General features: G+C 62.5%; 13 protein-coding genes. 4 read left to right on the top strand and 9 right to left on the bottom strand.

Annotated features, from left to right (window positions below):
- Positions 1 to 61: 61 nt before the first annotated feature.
- The 7 genes from G473_RS0110565 to G473_RS0110535 all read right to left on the bottom strand — a co-directional run bounded on the left by G473_RS0110565 (position 62) and on the right by G473_RS0110535 (position 16,276).
- Entirely contained in the window at positions 62 to 1,984 is a 1,923-nt protein-coding gene (locus G473_RS0110565) for an alpha-L-fucosidase (RefSeq protein WP_029013070.1), read from the bottom strand.
- 16 nt (positions 1,985 to 2,000) lie between these two features.
- Complete coding sequence (locus G473_RS0110560) at positions 2,001 to 4,337, bottom strand: GH92 family glycosyl hydrolase (RefSeq protein ID WP_035706493.1); 2,337 nt, start codon at positions 4,335 to 4,337, stop codon at positions 2,001 to 2,003.
- Positions 4,337 to 5,773: a glycoside hydrolase family 125 protein gene (locus G473_RS0110555; protein WP_029013068.1), complete on the bottom strand. Its 1,437-nt coding sequence runs from the start codon at positions 5,771 to 5,773 to the stop codon at positions 4,337 to 4,339. The genes G473_RS0110560 and G473_RS0110555 overlap by 1 nt, the downstream gene beginning before the upstream one ends.
- Complete coding sequence (locus G473_RS0110550; protein ID WP_029013067.1) at positions 5,770 to 8,364, bottom strand: glycoside hydrolase family 3 C-terminal domain-containing protein; 2,595 nt, start codon at positions 8,362 to 8,364, stop codon at positions 5,770 to 5,772. The genes G473_RS0110555 and G473_RS0110550 overlap by 4 nt, the downstream gene beginning before the upstream one ends.
- Positions 8,364 to 10,952: a beta-mannosidase gene (locus G473_RS0110545; protein ID WP_029013066.1), complete on the bottom strand. Its 2,589-nt coding sequence runs from the start codon at positions 10,950 to 10,952 to the stop codon at positions 8,364 to 8,366. The genes G473_RS0110550 and G473_RS0110545 overlap by 1 nt, the downstream gene beginning before the upstream one ends.
- A complete protein-coding gene (locus G473_RS0110540; RefSeq protein WP_029013065.1) occupies positions 10,949 to 13,255 on the bottom strand; it encodes a beta-N-acetylhexosaminidase in 2,307 nt (768 codons plus the stop codon). The genes G473_RS0110545 and G473_RS0110540 overlap by 4 nt, the downstream gene beginning before the upstream one ends.
- 276 nt (positions 13,256 to 13,531) lie before the next feature.
- Positions 13,532 to 16,276 (bottom strand): TonB-dependent receptor, encoded by a 2,745-nt coding sequence (locus G473_RS0110535; protein WP_029013064.1) that lies wholly within the window; start codon positions 16,274 to 16,276, stop codon positions 13,532 to 13,534.
- A 574-nt stretch (positions 16,277 to 16,850) separates the two neighbouring features.
- Between G473_RS0110535 and G473_RS0110530 the strand changes: the two genes are divergently transcribed.
- Both G473_RS0110530 and galA read left to right on the top strand, forming a co-directional pair.
- Positions 16,851 to 17,588, top strand: coding sequence for a GntR family transcriptional regulator (locus tag G473_RS0110530; protein ID WP_029013063.1), 738 nt, complete (start codon positions 16,851 to 16,853; stop codon positions 17,586 to 17,588).
- 140 nt (positions 17,589 to 17,728) lie between these two features.
- Positions 17,729 to 20,638 carry a beta-galactosidase GalA gene (gene galA, locus G473_RS0110525; protein ID WP_029013062.1) on the top strand — a complete coding sequence of 970 codons (2,910 nt, stop codon included), beginning with the start codon at positions 17,729 to 17,731 and terminating at the stop codon, positions 20,636 to 20,638.
- Positions 20,639 to 20,735: 97 nt separating this feature from the next.
- Here galA and G473_RS0110520 read toward each other — a convergent pair whose 3' ends face one another.
- A complete protein-coding gene (locus G473_RS0110520; RefSeq protein ID WP_245580038.1) occupies positions 20,736 to 21,494 on the bottom strand; it encodes a phosphatase PAP2 family protein in 759 nt (252 codons plus the stop codon).
- Between the two features lie 159 nt (positions 21,495 to 21,653).
- On the opposite strand from G473_RS0110520, the gene G473_RS0110515 reads away from it, so the two are divergent.
- Together G473_RS0110515 and G473_RS0110510 are read left to right on the top strand one after the other, a co-directional pair.
- On the top strand, positions 21,654 to 22,346 hold the full coding sequence (locus G473_RS0110515) for a response regulator transcription factor (RefSeq protein ID WP_029013060.1): 693 nt from the start codon (positions 21,654 to 21,656) through the stop codon (positions 22,344 to 22,346).
- A gap of 2 nt (positions 22,347 to 22,348) precedes the next feature.
- The gene (locus tag G473_RS0110510) at positions 22,349 to 23,509 is read left to right on the top strand and encodes an ATP-binding protein (protein WP_035706486.1); all 1,161 of its coding nucleotides are present in this window, start codon (positions 22,349 to 22,351) and stop codon (positions 23,507 to 23,509) included.
- 43 nt (positions 23,510 to 23,552) lie between these two features.
- On the opposite strand, the gene G473_RS26305 is transcribed toward G473_RS0110510, so the two are convergent.
- Positions 23,553 to 23,795, bottom strand: coding sequence for a hypothetical protein (locus tag G473_RS26305; RefSeq protein ID WP_035706483.1), 243 nt, complete (start codon positions 23,793 to 23,795; stop codon positions 23,553 to 23,555).
- Positions 23,796 to 23,799: the final 4 nt, after the last annotated feature.

Raw genomic sequence — 23,799 nt, 5'->3', positions numbered from 1 at the left:
TGGAACAACAAAAGAAAAAGGCGCGGAAGTCTCCCCCCGCGCCTTCAGCATCATCCGGACTTTACGACCGTGGCGTGAAGCCGCCGATCCCGGCGATAGCCATGCGCGGCATCGCTACCGCCGTTTCCGCGAAGCGCAGCCGCAGGAAGCGGGTCTTGCGCGGGGCGTCGAACGGGATGCGCTGGGTTGCCAGGGCATAAGCGATGTTGGAGAACTCGCCCGCCGCACCGGCCTGCCAGGACTTGCCGTCCAGGCTGGTTTCCGCGACATAGCCCTTCGGCGGGGCCGCACCGGTCATCACCTGACGCGAGGGTGTCAGGCTGAAGCCGGCCAGATTGGTATCCGCCCCCAGATCGACCGTCACGCTGGCCGGCGCGCCCGGCTGCGGCGCTTCCATGATCCAGATGGTCTGGGCATCATTATCCAACAGCTTTTCCGCCTTCGGCGCCGTTGCCTCCACCACCTTCCACTTTGTCACATCCAGCACGGTCGGATCGGTGGAAACGATGGCCGGCACCGACACCGGGGCAACGGCGCGGAACAGAGCGAATTCGGTGATCGCCGGGCACACCGGCGCGTCCACGATGCGCAGCCGCACCTTGGTCGGCGTGATCGGTGCCTTCAGCCGAACGACACGCTGCTGGGAGATACATTCATGCTCCGCCAGCACCTGCCACTGGCCATCAATCTCCGCATCCAGTGCAAAGCGGGTGACGCGCACGCCCAACGGCAGATATTCGGCAATGCGGATCAGGTCGAAGGTCGTGCCGGGCTTCAGTTCCAGCGTCAAAGCCGGCTTGGTCACGTCGTCCGGTGTGGACCAGTAGGTCTCGCGGTCGCCATCCAGCACCAGCGACGGCTCAAACCCCGGTCCCCGGCTATGGCTGGCATAGGCGACAGCACCCTGCGCCAGATCCTTGGCAAAGGTGGCGCGCATCGCATCACCGAAGGATTTCAGGATCTTCACATCCTGATCGGGGATGTGGCCGCGCCGGTCCGGCGGCAGGTTCAGGTTCAGGTTGGTGCCGCGGGCGATGCTTTCGTCGAACAGCTTTACCAGCCGTTCCGGGCTCTTGACCTTGGAATCCTCATCCGCGTGGTAGAACCAGCCGGGCCGGATGGAGACGTTGGTTTCCGTCGGCCACCAAAGCTCGCCACCGCGCACGCCGGAATTACCCTCTTCCTGGTCATAGGGCTTGTTGGGCATGGTCGGCCAGCAGGGGTCACCGGCCACGCCGTCCTCATTGCCCACCCAGCGGATATCGGCGCCCAGCGGGTCGAAGGTGCAGGCGTTGGGCTGCAGCTTATGGACCAGGGCCACCATGTCGGGCCAGTTGTAATATTTCGGCGCGTCGATCTTGCGGGCTTCCCGCGCACCGCCATAATAACCGTCGCCGCCATTGGCCCCGTCGAACCAGACCTCGAACAGCTCACCATACTGGGTGCAAAGCTCGGTCAGCGTGGCGCGGAAATAGTCGACATAAGCCGGGCGGCCATATTCAGCATGGTTGCGGTCCCAGGGCGACAGATAGAGCCCGAACAGCATGCCAGCCCGCTTACACGCATCGGCAAATTCGCGGACGATATCGCCCTGCCCGTTCTTGTAGGGGCTGTTGCGGATACAATGTTCCGTCAGTTTGGTCGGCCAGAGGCAGAAGCCGTCATGGTGCTTTGCCGTCAGCAGGATGCCGCGCAATCCACCCGCCTTCGCCGCGCCGACGATCTGGTCGGCATCGAAATCGGTGGGGTTGAACAGGCTGGGATCTTCATCCCCATAGCCCCATTCCTTGTCGGTGAAGGTATTGATGGAGAAATGGATGAAGGCATAGCTGCCGATGCCATGCCAGCGCCATTGGCGCGGGCTGGGCGTGGCGCCATAGGGTTTGGGCGCGTTCATGCGCGGGGCCGCAACAGCCGACAGGGCCGGAAGCGTGCCAGCGGCCAGGCTGGTGGCAAGCAGGGTACGCCGGGAAAAGGCGGTCATCTCGGGGCTTCCTTCTTTAGCTCTGGCCGGCGCCACGGCCACCCGAAGGCGGCCGGTCGGCGATCTTGGCGCCAAAATTGGGGTTCGGTTCCTTGGACATGGTGAAGCGCAGCGTACCGCCCTGAACCAGATCCTTATGCGCGATCCAGCTCTTGCTCCAGGGCTGGCCGTTCCATTCCACCGCACGGACATAAGGCGTGTCGGCGCTGTTGCCGGGGGCTTCCACCACCAGCGTACGACCATTCCCGACCTTTACCGCTGCCCGCTCGAACAAGGGCGAGCCGAAGACATAGACGGCCTCCACCGGATCAACCGGATAGAAGCCAAGGGCGGAGAAGACGAACCATGCGCTCATCTGGCCGCAATCATCGTTGCCGATAATGCCCTTGGGCGCGTTGTGATACATCTCCACGCACAGCCGCCGCACCATCGCCTGGGTCTTCCAGGGTGCACCGACATAGGCATAGAGATAGGGCGCGTGCTGGTCCGGCTCATTGCCATGGGCATATTGCCCAACCAGCCCGGCAATATCCGGCGGCGCATTGTCGGGCAGGGTCGACGGCGCATTGAACAAAGCGTCCAGCTTGGCCTCAAACTTCGCGTCGCCGCCCAGATGGGCGATGAAGTTATATATATCATGCTGGTGCAGGAAGGTCGCCTGCCAGCCATTGGCCTCCGTATAATCCCGCCACCAGGGTTTGGGCATATGGCCCAACTGGATGGGATCATAGGGTTCCCACCAGGAACCATCGGCAAAGCGCGGGCGCGCGAAACCGATGGATGGATCAATGGTGTTGATCCAGTTGGCGGATCGGCGCGTCAGGCGCTGGGCGTCCGCCGTCTCCCCGATGGCGCGGGCAAGGCGGGAACTGGCCCAATCATCATAGGCATATTCCTGGGTGCGGCTGACGCTTTCAAACACCTTGTCCGCCGGCACAAAGCCCATGCGGTCATAAAGGTCGCGCCCCAGGCTGTTATCCTTGTCCGGCGCCGTGAAGTCGAAGCTGCGGCGGCGGATGGCGGGCCAGGCAGCGGCATAATCCGCCTCGATCCCCTTGGCGTGCGCCTCAGCCAGTGGCACCACGCCATGCCAGCCGATCATGGTGCCGGTTTCCTTGGCCTGCAACTGCCAGACCAGCGGGCCGAACGGCGATTGCGCCGTCTGGCGGATCAGATCATCGATCAGTTGCTTGGTTTTGTCCGGGGCCACCAGGGTGAACAGCGGATGCACGGCACGGTAGGTATCCCACAGCGACCAGGTGCTGTGGGCGGCACCACCCGCCGGCACATGATGCACCTTGCCATCCATGCCCAGATAGCGCCCATCCACGTCGGAGAACAGGGTGGGTGCCAGTTGCGCATGATACAGCGCGGTGGTCATGATGGTGCGCTGGTCTTCGCTGCCGCCTTCAACCTGGATGGTGCCCAGCGTGTCGGCCCAAACAGATGCCGCCGCCCGGCGCACGGCATCAAAATCCCAGTGTGTCGCTTCGGCCTTCAGGTTGGCCAGCGCGCCATCGCGGTCCACACCCGAAATGCCGCAACGGATCAGGATCGGCTCCCCACCGGCTTGCCCGAACTGGACCAGCGCCTTCAGCCGACGGCCTTCCACCTTGGTGGAACCGGCGGGCTGGGCCGCATCCTCATCGGCATAAAAGCCGACCCGATCCGGCGCGCGGGAGAACTGCATGGCGAAGTAAATGCGCCGCCTTTTGGCCCAACGGTTCACCGTGCGGTGACCCGTCAGCGTGCCATCGGCGGCCAGTTCCATGCCGGCATCCTGGATCAGCGGCGGCTGGTCAGTCTTGTCCAGCACCAGATGCGACAGGTCAATCAGCAGATGGCCCGGCCCTTGCGGGAACTGGTAACGGTGATAGCCGGTGCGGGCCGTCACTGTCAGTTCGGCACGCACGCCGCTTTCCAGCGATACGGCATAATAACCCGGTTCCGCCACCTCATCCTTGAAGCGCTGGCGGTATCCTGAATCCGGATCGGCCATGGTGCCGGGGGTGAGCTGCACCTTGTCACCCGCCGTCGGCACCACCAGCACATCCAGCATGTCGCCAATGCCGGTGCCCGACAGATGGGTGTGGGAGAAGCCCAGGATGGACGTGTCGTCGCGATGATAACCGGAGCAGGTGTCCCAGCGCTCCACATCCGTATCCGGACCCAACTGCACCATGCCGAACGGCAAGGTCGGACCGGGATAGGTGTGCCCATCCCCGCCAGTACCGATGAACAGGTTGGGCGCGGCGGCGGACGTGGCAGCCCAGGCGAGCCGCGGCAAGCCCAAGCCCATAGCGGCCCCGCCAAGGGCGGTCGAAATCAGGAGTTGGCGGCGGCTGATAGCCATCACAGCACCTCTTTCAGCAGATGCGGCTTTGTGTCGGCCAGATGCAGGATCATCTCGCCGAACAGCCCATTGGCCCAGGCGAACCAGTCGCGGGTGAATTTGGTCGGATCATCATGATCCACCGCCTCATGCATGAAGCCGGTGCCGGCATCGCTGTCGCGCAGCATCTTGAGGCAGGTACGGATGGTAGCGTCATCATTGCTGGACAGTGCCCGCATGGTCAGCGACATGGGCCAGACTTGGCCCAACCCCACATGCGGGCCGCCGATCCCTTCGACCGCCTTGCCGCGGGAGAAATAGGGATTGTTCTCGCTCCAGCAGGCATCGCGGGTGCGCTGCCACAGCGGATCAGCGAAATCGACACTGCCCAGATAGGCCATCGACGAAAGCGACGGCGTGTTGGCATCGTCCATGAACAGGGCATTGCCGTAGCCATCCACCTCAAAGGCCCAGACCTCGCTGCCATCCAGCAGACGGGTCTTGCCGTACTGGTGCAGGGCCTTCTCCACCTCATCCGCCAATGCCTTGGCCTCATTGGCCAGATTGGCATCGCCAACCACATCATTGGCCAGCACCGCCAGTTCGCGCAGCGTGGTGACCGCGAAGAAATTGGCCGGAACGAAGAAGGGGTAGACGCAGGCATCATCCGAGGGACGGAAACCGCAATGGATCATCCCCACCGGCCGCGACGGCGCACCATAACCATACAGCATCATGGTTTCGGTCGGGCGATTGCTGGCCCGCAGGAAGCGGTAGGGCCCCGGCCCATCCTTGCGCTGTTGTTCGCGGAAGGTACGGATCACGGCCTTGGCGGCTTCCACCCAGGCCGCGTCATAGGGGGTCTTGTCCCCCATTTCCTTCCAATAGCTGTAGGAGAGGCGCAGGAAATAGCAGAGACTGTCGATCTCCCATTTCCGCTCCGCCACGCCGGGCTTCATGTCAGTCTGGTCTTCCAGCGCCCATTTCAGGTTCGTCGGCGCCGACGGGTCTTCCATGAAGGCATTGGCATACGGGTCGATCAGGATGGACCGGGCCTGCCGGTTGATCAGCCCCTGGAACAGACGCTGCAACTCCTTATCCTGGCGCGCCAGATGCAGGTATGGCTTCACCTGGGCGGCGGAATCGCGCAGCCACAGGCAGGGAATATCGCCGGTGATGACGAAGCTGTCCGGCTTGCCATCCACCGTGCCCATCTTCACCGTCGTATCCAGCGTATTGGGATAGCAGTTGGTGAACATCCAGCGCAGCTTGGGATCAGCGATCTTGGACGAGACGCGCTTGATCTCCTGCTCCACCGCCTTACTGGTAAACAGGCGGTCCCCAACAGCGGGGCGATTGCTCTTGAAGCCACCCTCGGTGCGGGCAAGGACAGGGCCGGCAGCCAGGACGGTGCTGGCGGCGATGCCCGAGGCGATAAAAGAACGACGATCGATCATTTCGGCAGCTCCCAGCTTTCGCCTTGCAGGGTGAATTCGGTCCAGACGCCAGGGGCGGTGCCGCCCGGCTGGCCGCCGCCGATCCACAGCTTGTAGGTTCCCGGCTGCACCGTGCGGGTACCATCCCGTGCCACAACGGACAGGCTGCGCGGGTCGAGCGTGAAGGACACTTCCGTGCCCTTGCCGGGCTTCAGGTTGGCGCGGGTGAAGCCCACCAGTTGGCGTTGCAGCACCGGCGTCGTCATGGTGCGCGGACCCTTGACGGCGGGCGGCACGATATAGGCCTGCACCACCTCGTCCCCTGCCAGCGTGCCCTTGTTGCTGACACGCACCGACACGGTGACATTGGACTTGGTATCGCCCGCCTTGGCCTTGATCCGGTCATAGCCGAAGCTGGTATAGGACAGGCCATGGCCGAAGCCATAAAGCGGTGTGCCGGTGAAGAAGCGATAGGTGCGCTCCTTCATGCCGTAATCGACAAAGGCCGGCAGGTCGCTGGTCTTCTGATAGATGGTCACCGGCAGGCGGCCGGACGGGTTATTCAGGCCCACCAGCGTCTCGGCGATGGCGGTACCACCCTCTTCCCCCGGATACCAGGCGGCCAGCATGGCATCGGCCAGGGCCGGGTCGATGGTCACCGCACTGCCACTGGCCAGCACCACAACCATGGGCTTGCCCGTGTCGCGCAGGGCCTGCAACAGCCGGCGCTGGATCAGCGGCAGTTCAATTTCCGTGCGGTCGCCGCCGACAAAGCCGGGCACCGTCACCTGCAGGGCCTCGCCCTCCAGATCGGCGGTCAGGCCGACCATGGCGACGATGACATCGGCATCGGCCGCCGCCGTCAAGGCCTGGGCCAGCAGCGGCTCGGCCGGGGCCTGCCACATCAGGCGCAGCCCTTCATCCTCGCCATAATGGTCCAGCTCCAGGCGCAGATCGACCGGCTTGCCATCGCTGACATAGGGGATTTCGATCCGGTTCTTGCTCAGCACACCGTCATGCAGTTGCTTGCCGTCGATCCACAGCCGCACCTCATCATGGCGTTTGCAGTCCTTCCAGCACAACGGGACATCCAGCGCCAGCACATAGCGGCCCGGACCGGGCGGCACGAACTGGCCGGTCCAGCGCACCGCAAACGACTTCGGGTCCAGTTGCGGCAACGGGGAAGTGCGGGCGAAATTGTAATCCACCCGCCGATCCTGACGGGTCAGCACCGGTGTGCCAGTGACGGTGGAGCTGTTGAAATACTCAGCCTTCAGCCCCGGCTTGCCATCGGCCTGGAAGGCAGTTTCCGGCATGGTGACGGACGCCGTATCCACCAGGACGGAGCCCTGAGCGTAGCGGACATTCTGCGGGCCGAACTGGCGGCGCAGGCCGTCCAGCGGGGTCACCCCGTTCAGCGCCGCGCCCTTATAGCTGGCCTCCAGCACGCCCAGATCATCGGCATTGGGGCCGATCACGGCGATGCGCGTACCCGGCTTCAGCGGCAGGATATTGTTATCGTTCTTCAGCAGAACGATGGCCTTGCGCGCCGCTTCCAGCGCGAGCGCGCGGTGGGCGGGCGTATTCACCTGATCGGGTGTGATGCTGGACCATTTGCTGGGCGCGCCGAAGGCCGTGCCCAGCACCCGGCGCGCTTCCAGGGCGCGGGCCAGGACGGTGTCGATTTCCGCTTCCGTCACCAGACCGCGCTTCACCGCCTCCGGCAAGGCGGCATAGGTGTTGCCACAATTCAGGTCCGTGCCGCCCTTCAGGCTGACGGCAGAGGCAGCCGCCGCATCAAGACGGTAATGGTGGAACATATGGACATTGGCCACCGCGTCGCAATCCGACACGGTAAGACCCTTGAAGCCCCAATCCTTGCGCAGACGGTCCACCATCAGCGCCGGCATGGCGCAGACCGGCACGCCATGGATGGCGTTGTAGGCGCACATCAGGGACTGGGCTTCGCCCTCAATGATGGTCTGGCGGAAGGCCGGCAGATATGTGGATTCCAGATCCTGCGGGCTGACATCGACACTGAAACTGTCGCGCCCAGCCTCTGGCCCGCTATGCACGGCCAGATGCTTGGGCGTGGCGATCACTTTGGGCTGGCTGGGGTCCGGCCCCTGCAAACCCTTGATGAAGGCGACACCCATGGCACCGGTCAAATGCGGGTCTTCGCCATAAGTCTCCTGCCCCCGACCCCAGCGCGGATCACGGAAGATGTTGATATTGGGCGACCAGATGGTCAGCCCTTCAAAGATGCGGCGGTCGGCATCGGCGGGCTTGGCATTGTATTTCGCCCGCGCCTCGGTGGCGACAACATCGCCCACCTTCTGCATCAACGCGGTATCCCAGGTGGCGGCAAGGCCGACCGCCTGGGGGAACACGGTGGCATAGCCGTTGCGGGCCAGCCCATGCAGCCCCTCATTCCACCAGTCGAAGGCGGGGATACCGACCTTGGGGTTGGCCGGCGCCGTGCTTTGCAACTGGGCAGCCTTTTCTTCCAAAGTCATCGTGGCGATGGCCTTGGCGACCGTGTCATCCACGGGGGCCGCAACCGCGCTGGTGGACAGCGCGGTGGCAGCAAGCAGCAATAAACGGCGGATCATTATTGCGGTCCCAGGGTCCGGAGGGTCAGCGCGCGCTTCAGCGCGGCGGCGGAGGCATCGGAGCGGACATCAATGGTGATGCTTTCACCCGGCAACAGGTCGAACCCGTCATCGGACGGCTGGGCGGCGGTGGCGCCGAAATCCAGCATGACCACACGCGCCAGGGCGCCGGCCGTGATCGTCACCTTCTTGCCCTCCCATTCAGCCTTCAGGCCGGGGGCGGGATAGGCCATGTCCTTGGGCAGGGCGCGTTCCACAACGGTGCGGGAAACGGTTTTGCCGTCGATGATCAGTTCCGCCACGGCATAGCTGGCCTTGGCATCGCTGTCCCGGAACAAGTCGGCATCAGCAATCTTGGCGACTTCGGTGGCACTCAGCGGCGCCAGGGTGACGGCCTCCTGATAAGTGGCAAGGACATTGCCAGCCATATCGAAGGACCGGATACGCCATGTACCCTCCATCGGCTGCGTGGCGTCAGACACCACAGAAACCCGTGTCGTTCCCTCACCATACTGGGTGGCGATGGCCTGCGGCGCGAAGAAGCGGCGGGCCGCGTAATGCAGCAGCTTCCAGCGACCGTAATAATCCATGCTGGCCCAGGAAATGGCCGGCCAGGTATCGTTGATCTGCCAATAGAGGGAGCCCAAGGTCACCGGGCGGCAGGCGCGGTGATGGCGGGCCGCCATCTCGATCGCCAGGGCCTGGTTGGCCTGGGTCAGATAAACCAGATCAGCGAAATCCTTCGCCGGGCGCAGCCGCTGATCCAGATACATCTGCAGGCGGGCATTGCCTTCACCAGCCAGGAACTTCTGGTGCGCCTTCAGCACCGGGCTGTCGATGGCAAGATCACCCTTACCGGCGAACTGGCGGATGGTCGCCATGTCCGGCATGGACTGGAAGCCATATTCCGACATGAAGCGCGGGCAGGATTCCAGGTACTTCTCCACCGGCTTGGACCCGGACCAGACATCCCAGAAATGGCGGTCGCCATCGGCATCCGTGTCGGTCGGCCCCTCGAAATCGGTGGACGGCGAACCCGGCCAATAGGGAATACCCGGCGAGCGGCTCAACACCGCATCGCGCAGCACGCGGTCGAACAGCACGGCCATGCCGACGCCGACGCGCTCCTGCTCATCCGGGCCGACCTTCTTCTTGAAGGCCTTGCGGTCGGACCAGTTCTCCCAGCCGGACAGAACCTCATTATTACCAGCCCAGCCGACGATGGAGGCATGGGCCTGCAGGCGTTCCACCTGCTCCTCAGCCTCGGCCTTCACGCTATGGCGGAATTCCGCATCCGGCGGGGTAACAGCCCCACCGAACATGAAGTCCTGCCAGATCATGATGCCCAGCTCGTCCGCCATGTCATAGAAGGGCTTGTGCAGGTAATAACCGCCGCCCCAGACGCGGATCATGTTCATGTTGGCGTCGCGGGCGCTTTCCAGCACGTCGCGCATCTGGGCTTCCGTCACGCGGGCGGGGAAATTGTCGAACGGGATCAGGTTGGCCCCTTTGGCGAAAATCTCCACCCCGTTGATCTTGAAGCCGAAGCTGCCCTTCTCGCGGATGAACTCGCTGGTGCGCAGGCCGATGCGGCGTTCCACCTTGTCGGCGGTCCCCTGCCCGTCACCCAACTGGCCGGAAACTTTGTAAAGCGGCTGGGCACCATAGCCTGCCGGCCACCAGCGCTGCGGCTTGTCGATGGTCACCGGCACGGCGATCTCATTCACGCCGGCGGCCACCTTGGCCGTGCGCTCCACCTGCTGCACTGAACCATCGGGCGCAGTGATGCTGGTGGTCAGCGTGACCGTGGTTTCCTTGTCGGCCACGACGCGATAGCGGGCCAGCAGCCGCGCTTCCGCATCGTTCAGCGCTTCCTGATGCACCAGCAGCGTATCGACGCGGGCATCATCCCAGACCTCAAGATTCACCGGCTGCCAGACGCCGATATTGACCAGACGGGGACCCCAGTCCCAGCCATACTGGTATTTCGGCTTGCGGATATAGGGGCTGGTCTGCTTGCCCTTCGGCTCATCGCCGAAGGCACTGTCATATTCACCGGGCAGCGGGAAGGCTTCCGCCAGCACCTTGGGCTGCAGCGTGCGGATGGGGGAGGCGATGGAGACGATGATCTCGTTCTCCCCCGCCTTGAGCGCCTGCTTCACCGGCACCCGCCAGCGGCGATGGGCATTGTCGGTGGACAGCAGCGCCTTGCCATTGACGGTAACGGTGGCGAACGTGTCCAGCCCCTCGAACACCAGTTCCAGATTGTCGCGCGCCAGCATGGCAGGCGTCACGTCGATGGTGCGGCGGAACTGCCAGTTGGTCAGGCCGGCCCATTGGATCGGCGCCTCATTGATGCCCATGAACGGGTCGGGCACGCGACCAGCGGCCAGCAGATCCTGCTGCACCGAACCCGGCACCTGCGCCTTGAACCACTTGGCTTCCTTGGGGTGCGACTTCGCGGCATCGGCATCGGCGGGGTCGATACGGACCTGCCATGCACCATCCAGGGAGACGATATCCTTGGGCGCTGCCAGCGCGGAACTGGTCAGCAGCAGGACGGAAAGGAGAGCGGCGCGGATTTTCATTGGGCCTTCTCCGTCAGCGTAACGCTATGGACCGCGTAATGCGGGTCTTGCAGGGACGAGGTGAACTGGAAGCACATATCGGTATCGCCATCCATCTTCGGCAGAGTGCCGCTGAAGCTGAAGCGGGTGGGTGCGGTATTTGGGTCCGGCAGCGGGAAGGTGGCGACGACCGTCGGCTTCACCTTGCCTTCGCTCTTGGCGGCCTCAATGCAGTTGGCGCTGATCACCAGCTCGCCATGGGTGGTGACGGCATAATGGCGGCGCAGGGCCTTTTCCTCATGCGCCAGACCGTAATGGCGGGCCAGACGGACGACATCCACGGTGAAGCCCTTGGCCACATCCAGCGGGGCCGCCGGATAGGCGGTGCAGGTATCAAAGATATTGATGTTATAGGCGGGCGCATTTTCCTTGGCACCAGCCGTCGCCGGCACGCGCAGACCCAGGGAACCGCGCGGGCAGGCCACCATGTCGGACGCGTTGCGGGTCAACAGCGCCTGCCGGCTGGTGTCAAAGCTGCGCGGGGATGCTGTGGGCTGGCCCGCCTTGTCGAAGGCAACGGCGCGCACGGTGGTGCCCGGCTTCACCGTCAGCGTATCCTTGAAGGCCTTGGACTTGGCCGTCGGCTCCTTGCCATCCAGCGTATAGCGGATGGTGCCATAACCGGCCTGGGTGGTCAGGTTCACCTTCACCTTATTGTCGCGCAGGGCTTCCCCACGGGTGCCATCCAGTTTGAAATCGACCGCGAAGGCACTGTCGGCAACCTGCACGCCGGCCCGCTCCCAGCGCTGCATCTGCGGCCGCACCCGGTCCAGGAAGCTGACGAAATCGCGCTTGTACTTATCCGACCAGACGATTTCCGCCACCGCCGCCGCGCGGGGGAACATCACATGCTGCACCTGATAGGGGGTGGCCAGATACTCGCTCCAGGCATTGGCCTGGGCGCCCATGACATGCTTGGCCTTGTCCGCCGCGATGCCTGCCGGCATGGGATCGTATTTATAGACATCGGCCAGGGTCTGGATGGAGAGGCGGCCCGGCGGCTCATCCGCGCGGTCGCTTTGCAGACTGTCCAGATAGAGGATCGGCGCCGGGCTCAACACCACATCATGGCCCATATTGGCGGCGGCGACCGCCCCCTTCTCCCCCCGCCAGGACATGACGGAGGCCGAGGGCGGCAGCCCGCCATCCAAGATCTCATCCCAGCCGATCAGGCGGCGGCCCTTCTCGGCCAGATAGGCGCCCAGCTCGTCAATCACCCAGGTCTGCAGGTGGTTCTCGTCCCGCAAGCCCAGGGCCTTGATCTGGGCCTGAACCTCGGCCGAGCGCTCCCACTGGTCCTTAACGGCCTCGTCACCACCCAGATGGATGAAGGTGCCGGGGAACACGGCGATCAGCTCATCCAGCACATTCTTGATGAACTGCATGCCCTGTTCATTCGGGTTCAGCAGATAGGGCATGATGCCCCAATTATTGGAAACAACGGGGCGATCACCAAACACGCCGATTTCCGGGTAGGCGGCGACCAGCGCCTGGGCGTGGCCCGGCAGATCGATTTCCGGCACGATGGTGATGCCACGCTCGGCGGCATAAGCGACCAGCGCCTTCAACTGTTCCTGGGTATAGAAGCCACCGACCTTTTCCGTCGGGGCGGGGCCACCGGTGCTGGGGCCCTGGCGCCAGGCGCCAAGCTCGGTCAGCTTCGGGTACTGCTTTACCTCAAAGCGCCAGCCCTGGTCGTCGGTCAGGTGGATATGGAGCGTGTTCAGCTTCACCGCCACCATCTGATCGACGATGCCGTACAGGAATTCGATGGGCTGGAAATGGCGCGCCACGTCGACCATCAGACCACGCCAGCCGAAACGCGGCGCATCCTCGATGGACAGGGCCGGTACAACCACCGGCTTGCCGATATTGTGGTCAGGGCTCAAAAGCTGCGCCACGGTCATGGCGCCATAGATCAGGCCGCGATCACCGGAGGCGACAACCTTGATGCCATTGCCATCAACCGTGAGCTTATAGGCTTCTTCCCCCACGACCGCGGCATCACGGACAAGCGTGATGGACCCGGCGGTTTCCGCCAACACCAGCGTCAGCCCGCGTCCCGTCTTGACATGGGTAACAAGCAGACGGGCAGCCGATGCCGCCCCCACGTCACCCGGCGGGACCGCGATGGTGGCGCCGTTGGAAACCGTAAAATTACCGGATGCGGGAGCCACTTTCTGCGGGAGAGGAACGAGCGGCGGTAATGTTTGCGCTATCGCGGTGGAGGCGACCATCGTCGCCAGCCCGATTGATATGCTCAATGCAGCTCGTATCATCCCTGCCTCATTGGATAGGTATTGGTATTATCGAAGCCTCAATGGCGGAAACTGCCAAATCCGCGTGAATCTTGGGCTTCGTGGTGAAAGTGAGATCGTCTCCGGTCCGCTTCAGGTCCGATTTGATATCTAAATGGTATCGTGCCAAATGCAGCGCACGACGTCCATGCAGAAAGGACGTTTGTTACCAAAAAAGACAAAAAAATGCCCGGCCATTGCTGGCCGGGCATCCGGTACGCTCAATCCCGAAAGTCGGGAAGGTTACATGCGGTAGGAAACGCTGGCCGCAAAGGTCCGGCCATTCTTGTAGAAGGCGGTCGGACGGTCACGGCTGCCATTATACTGCACATAGGCTTCGTCCAGCAGGTTCTGGGCATTGACCGTCAAGGACACATTGTCGGTCAGCTCATAGCTGGAGGAGAAGTCGAGCTGGTGGTACGGAGCCACCATTTCACGCGAGCCCAGGCGGCCGATGGTACGGAAATAGGCCGACCGGTAATTGTAGCTGAGGCGGGCCTGGAACGGACCTTCCTCATAGTACGGGATCAGCGACACGGTGTGCTTGGACAGGTACGGCAGGTTCAGAGCCGCACCGCTGGCATCGCTGTTGGAGGTCGAGCTGTCGGAGAAGGTGTAGTTGGCCTGAATACCAAAGCCATTCCAGATTTCCGTCTGACCGGCAATCAGGATACCATTCACATCCGCATCACCGGCATTGACCGGCGCCGACAGGTTGTAACCATCCTCATATTGCTGGGTCAGGCCGTTGAACAGACGGACCCGGGAGGTGGAGTTCAGGACATAGTTGGAGATCTCGCGGCGGAACAGCTCCAAGGACAGCAGGGTGCCCTGCTGCGGATACCATTCTGCCGAGAGTTCGAAGTTGGTCGACTCATAGGGCTTCAGTTGCGGGTTGCCGCCATTGGCATCCTTGGTCGTGTCGTTCTGCGAGGTGGCGCCAGCCAGATCGCCATAACGCGGACGCGAGAGCACCTTGGCAACAGCACCGCGCAGAACCACGTCTTCCTGCAGGTCGTAGGCGATGTTGAAGGCCGGCAGGAACTTCGTATATTCCTGCTTTTCCGTCGTCCAGACCGGACGCGGCGGCGTGGTCGCGTTCGGCTCGATGCGGGTCAGACCGAAGGAGGCAACATCTTCGGTATGGATCAGACGGCCACCGACGTTACCGCGGAAGTCACCCTGCTCAAAATTGGCCTGAATATAACCGGCGGTGGTGGTTTCTTCCACGCGGTTGGAACCACCGATACGACGGCCCAGGTCAACATTGATCGCGTTCGCCAGAATGGTCTGCACGGCGTCACGCGACAGGTTCATGTACTGCGTGGCATTGCCACCGGCGCCGGTGCCGGAGAACACGCCGCCCGGGGTGACGCCCGTCTCAACACCCAAAGCCGAGGCCAGGGCCGACTGACGCAGGTAAACGTTGGAGCCGGAGCTGTCGACCTTGTTCAGGTGATCGGTGTAACGACCGCCGAGCAGGATCTTGGTGAAGGGACCGAACTCAACCGGGTATTCAATGTCGAAGCCCGTGTACATGTCGCGGTCGGTGGTGCGGCTGTAATCGATGCCACCGATCTGGGCGGCCACAAGCTGCTGACCATTAACCAGCAGCGGCTGACCATCATAGGTCTGCGCCACAACACCACGGTTGGTGAAGTAGTTGGCCGGATCGGTCAGATCGCCAACAAAGTTCACATCCGCCGACTTGTTGGCGAAGGCATAGCTGAAGGGCAGCGCAACCTGGGTGTTGAACAGATATTCGGGGTTACGGCCGCCGGTCGCCTTGCTCCAGCCGGAGGAGAGCGTCAGCTTGACACCACTGGTTCCTTCGAACTCGGTGTCCAGGTTGATCATGTTCGTCTTCAGCGTGGTGCTGCGAACATTGGTATCCAACTGGGCGCTCTGGCTGGAAGCCCGGTCGAAGCTGGCGGCGGTGACGACACCATTTTCGATGGTGGCGGCAGTCAGCTTGTCGCCGGTCCAGGCACCCGGAATGGTGTACATGGACTGGCTGTAGTTGTTGTAATCGCCTTCAATATGCAAGCCGTTCAGCGTCAGGGTCAGCCCATCGGTGGGGCGCAGCTGCACGGTACCGGAAACGCTGGTGCGCTCACGTTCCTGCTGGAAATAGGCGTAGTTGATGCCGAACGGCGAAACAGCCTGATCCAGATCGGCGACGGTGCCACCCGTGATCACAGCGTTCGGGTTCTTCAACACGCGCTGACCATTCGCATTGGTGGTCAGGAAGGGGCTGTTGCCGCCATTGGTGTTGTCATAGCCGAAGAATTCGACACCGGAACGGACAAGCTGCTGGCGGTCATAGGTGACCGCGCCGAGGATGCCCAGGGTCTCGTTCTCGTTCTTCCAGCTATAAAGACCGGAAGCGCGGACATTGCCCTTCTCGGAACGGTCGTTATAGGAATAACCGGCCGAGCCGAAAACGGAGTTGGCTTCCATATCCAGCGGCTTGCGGGTACGGACGATAACCGTGCCGCCGATCGAACCTTCCTCGATGCGCGCCTCGGGAGACTTGTAGACCTCAAGACGGTCCACCAGTTCCGGCGCCAGCAGGGAGTAGTTGAAGGTACGGCTGGACGGGTCGTTATCGTTGCCACCCCAGTCGGCCGAAGCCAGCGCATGGCCGTTCAGCAGCATGCGGTTCAGGGCCGGATCGGTGCCATGGATGGCAACCTTCTCGCCTTCACCGAAACGGCGGTCGATGGACACGCCAGGAATGTGGGACAGCGATTCCGCAACGTTGCGGTCCGGGAACTTGCCGACATCCTCAGCGGAAATCACATCGACGACGGAATTGGCCTGACGCTTGACCTCAATGGCCTGGCGCAGGCTGCCGCGAATACCGGTAACAATGATTTCTTCCAGCACTTCGCCGCCACCCTGGGTGGCGTCCTGTGCCTGGGCAGCACCAGCAAAACCCGCCAGCGCCGAAGTAATGAGAATGAGATGCCGCAAGCGCATAGTCATGTCCCCTGTTCATGATCTGCATCGACCGCGAAAGTCACCCCGCCTCGCGAGATGTACCGACCGGCCGGTCACGTTCCGCACTGTCTTAGTCGGTTGTTCCGATCACCTTCAGTGTCGAGAGCGAACATAACCAATCCATACCAAACGTGCTACCTGAATTACGGGTTTGTTACGTCCAACACCGGACGCTGCCGTCCTATAGCCGCTTCCGGAAAACAGGCCAGAATATAGTTTGTCGCAGGGATTTCCTTGGCTTTCGCCCCAATACTGGCTTTTCACCCGCCAACACTCTGTTATCGGTCCCAAGGACCAAAAACTGTCACATTTTCATGTGCTTACATATGCATGCGGCAGAAAAGTCACAGATCGTTACAAACAATACCAACAGCGACCCAATTGGCTTTTGAGGGGGTCCCGGGAGGGGAGAAACACGTCCGGGCCAGATTTTTGGCTTCCGAAAGCGAGCATACCAATATGGATCTATACCTATACCGGTTGCCCTTGGCCCAAGCATCGGATATTGCTGATGGATATGGGAAGAAGCGGCGTCCATTGCCGCCGGAGAGAGGGACAGATGGCGTTTTCGGATCAGGTGGGGCATTTCCGGGCGGATAACCACTCGCCGCTCTATATCCAGCTCCAGCAACTCATCCGCGACGCGATCAGCGACAATGTGCTGGCCCAGGGTGACGCGATTCCCCCCGAGCGTGACTTGGCCATCGAATATGACATTTCCCGCATCACCGTGCGCAAAGCCATCGCCGGACTGGTGGAAGAAGGGCTGCTGACGCGCCGCCGCGGTGCCGGCACTTTCGTCGCTGGCCGGGTGGAAAAAAGCTTCTCCAAACTCTCTTCCTTCTCCGAGGACATGGCCGCGCGCGGACGCAAGGCCAGCAGCGAGTGGATTTCCCGCGGGCCCGGACAGGTGAACCCGGAAGAGGCAATGGCGCTTGGCCTGTCGCCGGGCGCGCCAGTGCTGCGCTTTGCCCGAATCCGCTATGCCGACGACATCCCGATGGCGCTGGAATTCTCCACCATTGCCGGCTATTGCCTGCCCTCGGCCGATGCCGTCGGCGACAGCCTGTATGCCGCCCTGGAAAAAGCCGGCAGCCGCCCCGTGCGCGCGCTGCAGCGCCTGCGCGCTGTGCCCTTCCTGGGCGAACATGCCAAGATGCTGGGCGTTGATGCCGGCCATGCCGGGCTGTTGATTGAACGGCGCGCCTTCCTGCGCGACGGGCGTGCCGCTGAATTTACCCGCTCCTACTATCGCGGTGACGCTTATGATTTCGTCGCGGAGTTGAGCGACATCTGACCGGTCGGGCGCCGTCGCGGCGTCTGGATCCGGACATCTCCCCGGATGATGACAGGGGCAGGCTTACGCTTGCCGTCCCTTCCATCCCTCCCCAATCCAGAGCGCCCGCAAGGCCGGGCGCTGGCGATGGAGCTTGTCCTATGGACCGCCGCAATTTCCTGCTCGCCACCAGCGGCACCGCCGCCCTGCTGACAACCGGCCCGTGGGCGAGTGCCCTTGGGGCCGGTAAGGCCAGCACCATATCACTGGATGCAAATTTCCCCATGCCGGCGCCCGTGCCCGGCACCGCCCCCACCCTGCCAGAGACGGACCCGACCCGTATCCTGCTGGATCTGGGCTGGCGGTTCCATGAAGGGGACATCCCCATGCCGGAACCGGTGGGCCATCACGCAACATATCTGTCGGTGAAAGCTGGCAACGCCCCTGGTGCTGCTGCCATCACCTATGATGACAGCGACTGGCGGGAGGTACGCCTGCCCCATGACTGGGCGGCCGAGCAACCCTTTGTCGAAACGGCCAACATCTCCCAAGGCTATCGCCCCCGCGGTGTGGGCTGGTATCGCCGCGCCCTGCGACTGGACCCGGCAGACCGTGGCAAGCGGATCGAGCTGCAGATCGGCGCCATCGCCACCCATGCCACCGTCTGGGTCAATGGCTCCATCGTCGCCCATAACTGGTCCGGCTATAACAGCCTCTATATCGACCTGACGCCCTTTGCGCGCTATGGCGATGAATTGAACATCATCGCCATCCGCGCCGACGCCACCGCCATGGAAGGCTGGTGGTACGAGGGGGCTGGGCTCTATCGCCATGTCTGGCTGGCAAGACGGTCGCCGGTATCGATCATCACCGATGGCATCCATTGCGACCCGCGCAAGGGCGCGGACGGCACCTGGCGCGTGCCCGTCACCGCCACCTTGACGAATATCGAGAATTCTCCCGTTCCCGTCACCCTGGAAGCCACCCTGCTCGACCCGGATGGGCGGGAGATCACCACGGGCCGCATCGGCCTCACCGTACCGGTGCTGGCGGACGGCGCGGCGGCTTTGGTGCTGGAGCCAGGCCCCTCCCCCCGCCTCTGGTCGGTGGCAAGCCCCACCCTCTATTCCGTGCGCACCCGCGTACTGCGCGATGGCCGCACGGTGGATGAGCGCACGACCTTCATCGGCTTCCGCACCATCCGTTTCGATGCCAACCAGGGCTTCTTCCTCAACGACCAGCCGGTAAAGCTGAAGGGTGTCTGCCTGCACCAGGACCATGCCGGCGTCGGTGTCGCCGTGCCGGACAGCCTGATCCTCTGGCGCTTGCAGCGGCTGAAAGCCATGGGCTGCAACGCCATCCGCATGTCGCACAATGCCCCTAATGCAGAGATGCTGCATTGGTGCGACCGGCTGGGCTTTCTGGTCATGGATGAGAACCGGCAGTTCAATCCCGCGCCCGACTACATGGCGCAGTTGGAATGGCTGGTCCGGCGCGACCGCAACCACCCGTCCGTCATCCTCTGGTCGGTCTTCAACGAGGAGCCGATGCAGGGGACCGAAGCGGGCGTGGAGATGGTGCGCCGCATGTCCGCCGCCGTGAAGCGGCTGGATGACAGCCGCCCGGTGACGGCGGCGATGAATGGTTCCTTCTACGACCCGGTGAATGTCTCCACCGTCGTAGATGTGATGGGCTTCAACTACTACCAGGAGCATTACGACCGGTTTCACGCGGCCAACCCCGACAAGCCGATCACCAGTTCAGAAGATACCAGCGCCTATCAGACGCGCGGCGCCTTCCACACCGATCCGGAACGCCACATCATCACCTCTTACGATACGGAGGCGACAAGCTGGGGGGCCAACCATCGGCAAAGCTGGAAGAATATTGCCGACCGTCCCTTTGTGGCGGGTGGTTTCGTCTGGACCGGGTTTGATTATCATGGTGAGCCCACGCCCCATGAATGGCCAACCATAGCCAGCTTCTTCGGCATTCTCGATCTCTGCGGCTTCCCCAAGACCGCCTTTGGCATCCATGCCGCCCATTGGATCGATGATGCCCCCACCATCAGCCTCAGCCCGCACTGGACCTGGCCCGGTCGTGAAGGGGAGAATGTGCAGGTCTTCGCCATCACCAATGCCGAGGAGATCACCCTGCGCCTGAACGGGCGGGAGATCGGCACCCAGAAGGCCGACCGCATCATGGGCAATGAATGGCAGGTGCCCTATGAACCCGGTCGGATTGAGGCGCTGGCCCTGACCGGGGGTAAGGTTGTCGCCCGCGCGGTGCAAGAAACCGCCGGCCCGCCGGTAGCCCTGCGCCTTACCCCCACCTTCGCTGCCATGGCAGGTGATGGGGAGGATGCGCAGCCCGTCACCCTGGATGCCGTGGATGCCAAGGGCCGCCATGTCCCCACAGCTAACCTGATGACCCGCTTCCAGGTGGAAGGGGCGGCCATCATCGGTGTCGGCAATGGCGACCCCAACAGCCATGAGCCGGAACAGGGCAACAGCCGGTCCCTGTTCAACGGCCTGGCCCAGATCATCCTGCGTGCTGACCAAGGTGCCGGCAGCATCCGGCTGGTGGCGGAAGCCGATGGGCTGACGCCCGCCCGCCTCACCCTGCCGCGCGTGGCAGCGACACCGCGCAACCAGGTGGCGGTGACCCCGCCCTGGATGGATCTGCGGGAATGGCGCCGCTCCCCCGCCTTCCCCATCCGCCCCGATCCGGGTTTGGCCCCGGCCGATGGCGATAATAACAGTTGGGCCTTTGTGCGTGCCGGGGTGCCGACAAGGGCGGAAGATACGGTCGGCTGGCGCCTCTACCGCACCCGCTTCATCCCCTGGCGCCGCGTGGCTACCGAAGGCGGCACCCTGCGTTTCGAAGACATTGGCGGCCGGGCGGAGCTTTGGGTAGATGGGGTGAAGATGGCAGAAAAGCGGGATCCCGCTGCCGGCCCGCTGGAAGCCCCCCTTCCCGCCGGGGTGAACGCCCGGCGGGTCGTGCTGCTGGTGGAAGCGGGCGCGGGTCGCCCATCCGGATTGCTGGGGGCGGTGCGGGTGGTGGGGTAAGTGAATGGTGGCAAGGGCGATACTTTTGCCCTTGCCACACCCCAAGGCGTCGGCGGTCATCTCCGCCCCCCAAACCTCCACCTCCGCCCTCAGCGGTTCAAATCCGCTTCCTGGTCAAGAACTGGTCGATACGGTTCGAGTGTGCCTCCATCCATTTCCATATCCATGCCATGGCCAGCATCGTGAAAAGCCAGGCCAGGGTGACGTCGGACAGAAAATGGGCACCAAAAAGCACACGGTTAAGCGCGATCAGCATCAACAAAGGGATCAGGATGAAGGCGGCCTTCCGCCGCAGCCTTGTCGGCACAAGGACCAGCAGGGAAAGGGCCGCCGCTGCCCCTGATGCCTCGCCGGATGGAAAGGAGCAGTTGCGTGCGCATGCGCCGGCAAATTGCCAGACGGGTGTAAAATCAGCGCTCCCACCAAATTCAAGCAATTGACGGGGACGGGCGCGACCGATCAGGGGCTTCAAGGTCTCCACAATAAGAAGCGGGCCGGCAGCAAAGCTCAAGAGAACGAAGAGAGGTTTGTGCGGCTCACAAAGCCTGTACCTTTGAGGCAGCAAGATGGACATGCCGATAAGCAACAGCATTGCACTGATAATATAGGCCGGGCTTTTAAGACCGAATTCCCGAAGTCCCTTCAAGACAGGCTGATGCACCAGGACAAAGACCTGCCCCTCCGCAAACCAGCGCGATACGGCCAGATCGATTACCGGGAAAATCATGAAAATGAAGCTGATCAATATTATCGACCTGCCAATGACAACCAGCATTCTGTCAACACCGGTTCCGGTGTCATGCCCCGCCACATCGATAAGGGCTTTGGGCACGTAACTCGGTGCAGTCCTTCGCATTCCGGTCTCTCCTGACAACACATCACCGGTCCCTTAGAACGGGAGTGTCAAGAAATGGCGAAGACCGGATCAAGAGCCTGTCCGCAGGTGTGGAAACCTGTATTGTCTGATATCGGGACCGGGCAGCGAGAAACTGGGTGATGGCGACAAGGCGTTGAAATGGATAACAATCTTGTTCTCATCGTTGAGGATGAGCCGACAATTGCGCGGGTTCTTGAGGGATATCTGCTGCGGGACGGCTTCCGGACTGTCCAGGCGTCTGATGGGGAAACTGCCCTTCAGCATCACGCGCTTCTGAAGCCGGATATCGTGCTTCTGGATGTACGCATTCCCAAGATTGACGGTTTTGGCGTGCTGGCCCACCTTCGGCAAACCAGCTCAACGCCGGTCATCATGGTGACGGCGCTTGCCGACGATATTGACCGGTTGAGCGGCCTGCACCTGGGTGCTGATGACTATGTTGTGAAGCCGTTCAACCCGCAGGAAGTCGTCGCCAGGGTCAAGGCCGTCCTGCGGCGGACCTTGGGGGAGCGAAACGACGCTGTTCGCCGCTTCCGTACCATAGAGGTGGACTGCACCAGCTATGCGGCCTTCGTCAATCGCGACGGGCAACGGATAGCCCTTTCCCTGACGCTCAGCGAATTCCGGATTCTGGCTCATATGATCCGTCATCCGACCCAGGCATTCGCCCGCGCCGACATTCTGGATGCCTGTATGCCTGAAAGCGACGCGCTGGCGCGGACAGTGGACACCCATATTTCAAATCTTCGCCGCAAGTTGGAAGAAATAGGGGAAACCGGTTTCTTCCCCGCCATCCGCGGCGTTGGCTATCGCTTATATGATCCGCAATAAAAATGAATAAACATCGCGCGCTACCGCTGGCTACACTTACAGCCGCTGTCATCGCAACGATGCTTTTATTAAGCGTCGGCATGGCCTATATCGGCGTGACATGGTATTCTTCCTATCTGGAAGATGATATCAACAGCAGCCTCCCGCCGGAGGCAGCGGCCGCCTACGAAATGATATATGCCGGCCGGGTGCCCGATGAGACCTCTCTGAAAACCCTTATTGAGCATCTGGACGCGCAGTCAGAACCGGCGGATTTCAAGACCCAGATCGCCGTGTTGGTATGCGGGCTGCTGTCGGCGCTGGTTTGCGCCCTTATCGGCATTTATCTGGCCCGACGGATCGCCCGCCCCCTGGAAGACCTGACCGTCGCTGCCGAAACACTGAAGTCGGGCGACTTTTCAGCCCGCGTCGCCGCGGCCCCCAGCAGCACGCGGGAAGTCGCAAGCCTGGTGGAGACTTTCAACGCGCTGGCGACAAGCCTTGACCGGATGGAAAAGAGGTTGCGATTCAACAATATGGCGATTGCGCATGAATTGCGCACCCCCCTCACCGTTCTGCAGGGGGCGCTCCAGGCGATACATGACGGGGTTTTCCCCCTGGATCGAAAAACCATCCCGGATCTTCTGCTCCAGGTCGAAGGTCTGAGCCGGATTGTCGAGGATCTGCGAACCCTGTCGCTGGCGATCGGCCAGAAGCTCGTCATGCAGCGCCAGCAGCTCGACATCGCCGACATTGTGGAAGCCGTTCTGTCCACCTCCAAACCCCTGCTTGATGGCAGCGGGATGGATATTGAAACCAACCTTCGGCCCGCCCGGATATCCGCCGATCCATCCCGGGTTCGTCAAGCCGTCCTGGCGCTTCTGGAAAATGCCAGCCGGTACGCCGCCAGCGGCGGTTGGCTGCGGTGCGAGACGGAGGGGCTGCCGGATGGAAGCGTCGTGATCCGCCTGCTTGATCGCGGGCCCGGATTTCCAGAGGACATGGATGCCGTCGCCATCAATCCTTTCTGGAGGGGGGACCCTTCGCGATCACGCGCCACAGGCGGTACCGGGCTGGGCCTCTCCGTTGTCCAGGCCATAGCAGCCGCCCATGGCGGGCATCTTGAGTTCAAGAACCGCTCCGGTGGCGGCGCCATGGTCGCGCTTTACCTGCGCCCTGAATAGGCGAAGGCTGGCAGCCACAGGGCACAGAAGGCACATTGGAAGGTCAATCGCACCGGAAAATCCGGATGCGTTTCTTGACCTTCTTTTCCTCGATATCCATCCATTGCGGCTCGCTGGATGATGCCGGGCCTTTCAACAGGGTATCAAGGTCAAGGCCTTGACCCAAAAGGCTTCGCCGCGCGGAACCCGGCAAAAAGCGAGCCAGGAACCGCACCGGCGCAGCCGGCAGGCGCAGTTGCTCTTCGCGGATCCCATCGACATATTTTTCAATAATGATGGTGCTCATGGAA

This window comes from Niveispirillum irakense DSM 11586, from assembly GCF_000429645.1.
GTDB lineage: Bacteria > Pseudomonadota > Alphaproteobacteria > Azospirillales > Azospirillaceae > Niveispirillum > Niveispirillum irakense.
The sequence above is the reverse complement of the archived record's forward strand: the minus strand, read 5'-3'. Positions and strand labels throughout refer to the sequence as shown.

Excerpts from the sequence above, each read along its gene's own strand:
- G473_RS0110565 (WP_029013070.1), bottom strand. The coding sequence starts at position 1,984 with ATGACCGCCTTTTCCCGGCGTACCCTGCTTGCCACCAGCCTGGCCGCT.
- G473_RS0110560 (WP_035706493.1), bottom strand. The coding sequence starts at position 4,337 with ATGGCTATCAGCCGCCGCCAACTCCTGATTTCGACCGCCCTTGGCGGG.
- G473_RS0110555 (WP_029013068.1), bottom strand. The coding sequence starts at position 5,773 with ATGATCGATCGTCGTTCTTTTATCGCCTCGGGCATCGCCGCCAGCACC.
- G473_RS0110550 (WP_029013067.1), bottom strand. The coding sequence starts at position 8,364 with ATGATCCGCCGTTTATTGCTGCTTGCTGCCACCGCGCTGTCCACCAGC.
- G473_RS0110545 (WP_029013066.1), bottom strand. The coding sequence starts at position 10,952 with ATGAAAATCCGCGCCGCTCTCCTTTCCGTCCTGCTGCTGACCAGTTCC.
- G473_RS0110535 (WP_029013064.1), bottom strand. The coding sequence starts at position 16,276 with ATGACTATGCGCTTGCGGCATCTCATTCTCATTACTTCGGCGCTGGCG.
- G473_RS0110530 (WP_029013063.1), top strand. The coding sequence starts at position 16,851 with ATGGCGTTTTCGGATCAGGTGGGGCATTTCCGGGCGGATAACCACTCG.
- galA (WP_029013062.1), top strand. The coding sequence starts at position 17,729 with ATGGACCGCCGCAATTTCCTGCTCGCCACCAGCGGCACCGCCGCCCTG.
- G473_RS0110520 (WP_245580038.1), bottom strand. The coding sequence starts at position 21,494 with ATGCGAAGGACTGCACCGAGTTACGTGCCCAAAGCCCTTATCGATGTG.
- G473_RS0110515 (WP_029013060.1), top strand. The coding sequence starts at position 21,654 with ATGGATAACAATCTTGTTCTCATCGTTGAGGATGAGCCGACAATTGCG.
- G473_RS0110510 (WP_035706486.1), top strand. The coding sequence starts at position 22,349 with ATGAATAAACATCGCGCGCTACCGCTGGCTACACTTACAGCCGCTGTC.
- G473_RS26305 (WP_035706483.1), bottom strand. The coding sequence starts at position 23,795 with ATGAGCACCATCATTATTGAAAAATATGTCGATGGGATCCGCGAAGAG.